6 protein-coding genes are annotated in these 5037 nt (G+C 63.7%); all 6 read left to right on the forward strand.

Features of this window, described 5'->3' with window-relative positions; genetic code table 11:
- On the forward strand, positions 1-1900 hold a 1900-nt coding region (infB, locus tag H0W65_RS11215; protein ID WP_294007648.1), incomplete at its 5' end, for a translation initiation factor IF-2.
- A 26-nt stretch (positions 1901-1926) separates the two neighbouring features.
- Positions 1927-2319 (forward strand): 30S ribosome-binding factor RbfA, encoded by a 393-nt coding sequence (rbfA, locus tag H0W65_RS11220; RefSeq protein ID WP_294007650.1) that lies wholly within the window; start codon positions 1927-1929, stop codon positions 2317-2319.
- Entirely contained in the window at positions 2316-2849 is a 534-nt protein-coding gene (locus tag H0W65_RS11225; RefSeq protein ID WP_294007652.1) for a GNAT family protein, read from the forward strand. The genes rbfA and H0W65_RS11225 overlap by 4 nt, the downstream gene beginning before the upstream one ends.
- A 46-nt stretch (positions 2850-2895) precedes the next feature.
- The gene (locus H0W65_RS11230; RefSeq protein ID WP_294007654.1) at positions 2896-3822 is read left to right on the forward strand and encodes a helix-turn-helix domain-containing GNAT family N-acetyltransferase; all 927 of its coding nucleotides are present in this window, start codon (positions 2896-2898) and stop codon (positions 3820-3822) included.
- A 76-nt stretch (positions 3823-3898) separates the two neighbouring features.
- Positions 3899-4288 (forward strand): hypothetical protein, encoded by a 390-nt coding sequence (locus H0W65_RS11235; protein WP_294007656.1) that lies wholly within the window; start codon positions 3899-3901, stop codon positions 4286-4288.
- Between the two features lie 5 nt (positions 4289-4293).
- Positions 4294-4908 carry a thymidine kinase gene (locus tag H0W65_RS11240; protein ID WP_294007658.1) on the forward strand — a complete coding sequence of 205 codons (615 nt, stop codon included), beginning with the start codon at positions 4294-4296 and terminating at the stop codon, positions 4906-4908.
- Positions 4909-5037: the final 129 nt, after the last annotated feature.

Here is a 5037-nt window from a genome sequence, read left to right on the forward strand (position 1 = left end):
CGGCGACGATCGCCGCCATTCGGGCAAGCTGACCGTCAGCCGCGCTCTGACCGGCGAGGACGACAGCCGCACCCGCAGTCTCGCCGCGCTTCGCCGCGCGCGCGAAAAGGAAAAGCGCGCCCATCAGACGGCCGGGCCGTCGGCGAAACAAGTTCGCGACGTCGTCGTGCCCGAGGCGATCACGCTGCAGGAACTTGCCAATCGCATGGCCGAGCGCGGCGCCGACCTGGTCAAGTCGCTGTTCAAAATGGGCACGGTGGTCACGTTGACCGAGACCATTGACCAGGACACGGCCGAATTGCTGGTCACTGAGTTCGGCCACAACATCAAGCGCGTCAGCGAGAGCGATATAGACATCGATACGTCGGTCGACGTCGACGCCGCCGAGACGCTCGTCTCCCGACCACCCGTGGTCACGATCATGGGCCACGTTGATCATGGCAAGACCTCGCTGCTCGATGCGATCCGCGGCGCCGACGTCCAGTCGAGCGAGGCCGGCGGCATCACCCAACATATCGGCGCCTACCAGGTGGCGTTGCCCGACAAGTCGAAGATCACCTTCCTCGACACACCGGGTCATGAAGCCTTTACCGAGATGCGCCAGCGCGGTGCCAACGTCACCGACATCGTCATTCTGGTGGTGGCGGCCGACGATGGCCTGAAGCCTCAGACGATCGAAGCGATCAATCATACCAAGGCGGCCGGCGTGCCGATGATCGTCGCGATCAACAAGATCGACAAGCCCGGCGCCACGCCGCAAAAGGTGCGTGAGGAGCTGCTCCAGCACGAGATCATCGTCGAGGATATGGGCGGTGAAGTTCAAGACGTCGAAGTATCGGCGCTCAAGAAAACCAACCTCGACAAATTGCTCGAGGCAATCGCGCTACAGGCCGAAATCCTCGAATTGAAAGCCAATCCCGAACGCGCCGCCGAGGCGACCGTGATCGAGGCCAAGCTCGACAAGGGCCGCGGCCCGCTCGCTACCGTGCTGGTCCAGCGCGGAACGCTGCGCGTCGGAGACGTGTTCGTGGCGGGTGCTATCGCGGGCAAGGTCCGCGCGCTGGTCGACGACCATGGCCGACAGGTCAAGGAAGCCGGCCCGTCCTTCCCGGTCGAGGTACTCGGCCTCGCCGCCGTGCCCTCGGCCGGCGATCCGCTGACGGTGGTCGAGAACGAGGCCCGGGCCCGCGAAGTCGCGACCTATCGCCAAAGCGTGCTCGACAAAAAGCGAACCACTTCCGCCCCGGTCAGCCTGGAGAATATGTTCGCCAGCAAATCGTCGAAACTGATCGAATTTCCGATCGTGGTCCGCGGCGACGTGCAGGGCTCGGTTGAAGCGATCGTCAACGCCGTCAACCGCATCTCAACCGATGAGATCAAGGTTCGCGTGCTGTCGTCGGGAGTCGGCGCGATCACCGAGAGCGACGTCACGCTGGCCAGCGCCAGCAATGCGCCGATCATCGGCTTCAACGTCCGCCCCAACGCCAAGGCGCGCGAGGCGGCGGCCCGGACCCAGGTCGAGCTGCGCTACTACGACGTCATCTACCATCTTACCGACTGGATGAAGCTGGCGATGGCGGGCGAGCTCGGGCCGGAAATCATCGAGACGGTCGTTGGCCGCGCCGAAGTCCGCGAGGTGTTCCCGGCCGGCAAGCGCGACAAGGCGGCCGGTTTGCTCGTGTTGGAAGGCGTCATTCGCAAGGGCCTCCACGCCCGCCTCACGCGCGAAGACGTCATCGTGTCAAAGACGACGATTTCCTCGCTACGGCGGTTCAAGGACGATGTGGCGCAGGTCATCGCCGGCCTCGAATGCGGCGTGCTCCTGGCCGATACCAACGACATCAAGGCCGGCGACAACCTCGAAGTGTTCGAAGTCGAGGAACGCGCGCGGACGCTGTGACACAGGCGGAAGGGTGAGGGCCTGTCATGCGAAAAGTCGAAACCGCCGAGGGCCGGTCGGTCCGCCTGCTTCGCGTCGGCGAGCAGGTGCGCCATGTGCTAAGCGAAGTGCTGCAGCGCGGCGACGTCCATGACGCGACGCTCGAGAACCACCTCGTCAGCGTGACTGAAGTGCGGATGTCGCCCGACCTGCGCCACGCGACCGTGTTCGTTAAGCCGTTGCTGGGCCAGGACGAGGAGGTTGTGCTCAAAGCGCTGCGCACCAACATCGCCTACCTCCAAAGCGAGGTAGCCCGGCGGGTCAACACCAAATACGCCGCCAAGCTCAAGTTCCTGGCGGACCAAAGCTTCGACGAAGGCGGTAGGATCGACGCTATCCTGCGTTCGGGTCACGTCGCACAGGACCTGGAGGAAGAATGAGCGAACTGGCTGCCCCGATGGCCGGCGAAGGGGTCCGCGCCGAACCGATGGCTGAAGGGCACCGCGCCGCGCTCAAGGCGGCCTGCGCCGAAGATCCGGACATCTGGACGATCTATCCAAGCGACTTCGGCCCGGGCGGGTTCGATGCCAGTTTCGACCGGATCATGGGGCTGCCGTGGATGCGGTTTATGATCTACGACGATGCGGATGAGTTGGTGGGAATGAGCAGTTTCCTCAATATTGCCGAAGACGTGCAGACTCTCGAGATCGGCGCGACTTATTACCGCCCGCACTTTCGCGGCACTGGCATCAACCGCCGCGTCAAGGCGATGATGATGGCCCGCGCCATCAACGCCGGTTACCGACGCATCGAGTTTCGCGTCGATGCCCGCAATCAGCGTAGCCAGGCCGCCATGACTAAGCTCGGCGCGGTGCGCGAAGGTGTCCTGCGCGCCGACCGCATCACCTGGAACGGCCACGTCCGCGACACGGTGCTGTTTTCGATCCTCAAGGACGAATGGCCCGGCTGACGTTAAGATTGTTGACGATGTCAACTAAACGCACTAACGCCGCACTATGGATATCGACGCTCCCTCGCTCGCTGCAACAACCGCGTCGCTGCGCCGCTTCAACCGCTTTTTCACCCGCCGCACCGGCCTGCTCGAGCCACGCTACCAGGGCTCGCCGCTGTCGCTGGTAGAAGCGAGGGTGTTGTACGAAATCGCCACCGGCCAGCCCGTCCTCGCCCGGACCATCAAGGACAAGCTCGGGCTCGATCCCGGCTATCTTAGCCGCATCGTCAGCCGTTTCGACCGGCTCGACTGGATCGAACGCGATGTTGGTAGCGATGCGCGCCAGCGGCCGATCCGACTGACCGGGGCAGGTCGTGCAACCTTCGAGGCACTTGACCGCATTACCCACGACAGCACCGCCGGACTGGTCCAGCATCTCGACACCGACCAGCGCCGGCTGCTCACCGCTTCGTTCGCTGCCGCTGAGCACTTGATGGGTGGGGCCGATGCGTCGCAGGTCGGGCTTCGCACCTTCCGCGCCGGCGACATGGGACTGATCACCTCTCGCCAGGCGATCCTCTATGCCGAATATTATGGCTGGGGGGTCGGGATGGAGGCCTTGATCGGCGAGGTCACAACAGGCTTCCTGCGCAACTTCCGGCCGGGCCGGGAACAATGCTGGATCGCCGAGCAGGACGGCCGGATGCTCGGATCGGTGTTCCTCGTCGCTGACAGTCCGGACATCGCCCGCCTCCGACTTCTCTATGTCGAAGCGGAAGCGCGCGGGCTCGGCATCGGCCGACTGCTGGTCGACCAATGCATCGACTTCGCCCGATCCGCCGGCTACCGCGACCTTGTTCTATGGACCCACACCGTCCTCACCAGCGCCCGCAAAATCTATGCAGCTTCCGGGTTCGAGATGGTCTCGGTTGAAAGTCACGATGAGTTCGGCAAGCCCGAGCAGGGCGAGAATTGGCGGCTTATCCTTTAACTGCCCGTGGCCATTCACCGAAGCTGGACGAGCGGTTGGCGATGATCTCATTAGTCCGCTAGCGTGGCCGGGAATCATGCGTTCCTTCATCTTCTTCACCGCGCTCATCGCCTCCCCCGCAACGGCCATGCCCCTCACGGTCAGGACCGGCGAGAGCGTCATCTTCGTCATCGACCATGGCCAGCCGGCCCGCGCTCGTCGCGTGGCCCCCGCCACGAAGCCGAAACCCGGCGAGGTGCTGGTCATAGTCCGCGCAATGCTCGGCACGACCATGTCGATCACCAGCAATAACCAGCTAGCCTACACCTATCGGGCTGAATTGATCGGCGGAGCCAAACCCGTCGCGACGCGCAGTTGCACCTTGCCGGCCAACGCTGTGCTGTCGTTCGAATCCTGGCCGCAAAAGGCGGCGGCCGTCCGTCTTAGCAATTTCAAGCCCGCCGCATCCGCCGGCAGCTGCCCCTAGCGCCGATGGCCAAGCTCTATTTCTATTATGCGGCGATGAATGCCGGCAAATCGACCACGCTGCTCCAGGCCGACTATAATTATCGCGAGCGCGGGATGGATACGATGCTGTGGACCGCCGCGTTCGATCATCGATCGGGCGCGGGGACGATCGGATCGCGGATCGCGCTGTCGGCGCCTGCGCATCTCTATTCGGACAAGATCGATCTGTTCGACGCGATCATCCATGAACTGCTCAAGCGCAAACTCGATTGCATCCTGGTCGACGAGGCTCAGTTTCTGGCCCGCGACCATGTGCTCCAACTGTGCCGCATCACCGACGAGCTCAAGATCCCGGTGTTGTGCTATGGCTTGCGCACCGACTTCCAGGGCAATCTATTCCCCGGATCGGCGGCCCTGCTCGCGCTGGCCGATAGCCTGACCGAATTGAAGGCGGTGTGCGAATGCGGGCGCAAGGCGACCATGAACCTGCGCGTCGATGTCGAAGGGCGTGCCGTTGCGGCCGGCGCCCAGACCGAAATTGGCGGCAACGACCGCTATGTCGCGCTGTGCCGGCGTCATTTCTTCGAGCGTCTGCGCGAGGGCGAGGCCCGGCAGCTGGCGCTAAACATTCCGCGCTAGAGCCTGATCGCGGCTCACTCGTCATCGTCATCGTCGACAATCAGTCCGGGGACGTCACGGTCCGGCAGATAGCGCCACATCATTAGGATGTTCGTGGCCGCCGCCGCAAGTTGAAGCATGCCCGCCGCG

It is taken from the genome of Sphingomonas sp. (genome assembly GCF_013816785.1).
Classification (GTDB): Bacteria; Pseudomonadota; Alphaproteobacteria; order Sphingomonadales; family Sphingomonadaceae; genus Sphingomicrobium.

Excerpts from the sequence above, each read along its gene's own strand:
- H0W65_RS11235 (WP_294007656.1), top strand. The coding sequence starts at position 3,899 with ATGCGTTCCTTCATCTTCTTCACCGCGCTCATCGCCTCCCCCGCAACG.
- H0W65_RS11225 (WP_294007652.1), top strand. The coding sequence starts at position 2,316 with ATGAGCGAACTGGCTGCCCCGATGGCCGGCGAAGGGGTCCGCGCCGAA.
- H0W65_RS11230 (WP_294007654.1), top strand. The coding sequence starts at position 2,896 with ATGGATATCGACGCTCCCTCGCTCGCTGCAACAACCGCGTCGCTGCGC.
- H0W65_RS11240 (WP_294007658.1), top strand. The coding sequence starts at position 4,294 with ATGGCCAAGCTCTATTTCTATTATGCGGCGATGAATGCCGGCAAATCG.
- rbfA (WP_294007650.1), top strand. The coding sequence starts at position 1,927 with ATGCGAAAAGTCGAAACCGCCGAGGGCCGGTCGGTCCGCCTGCTTCGC.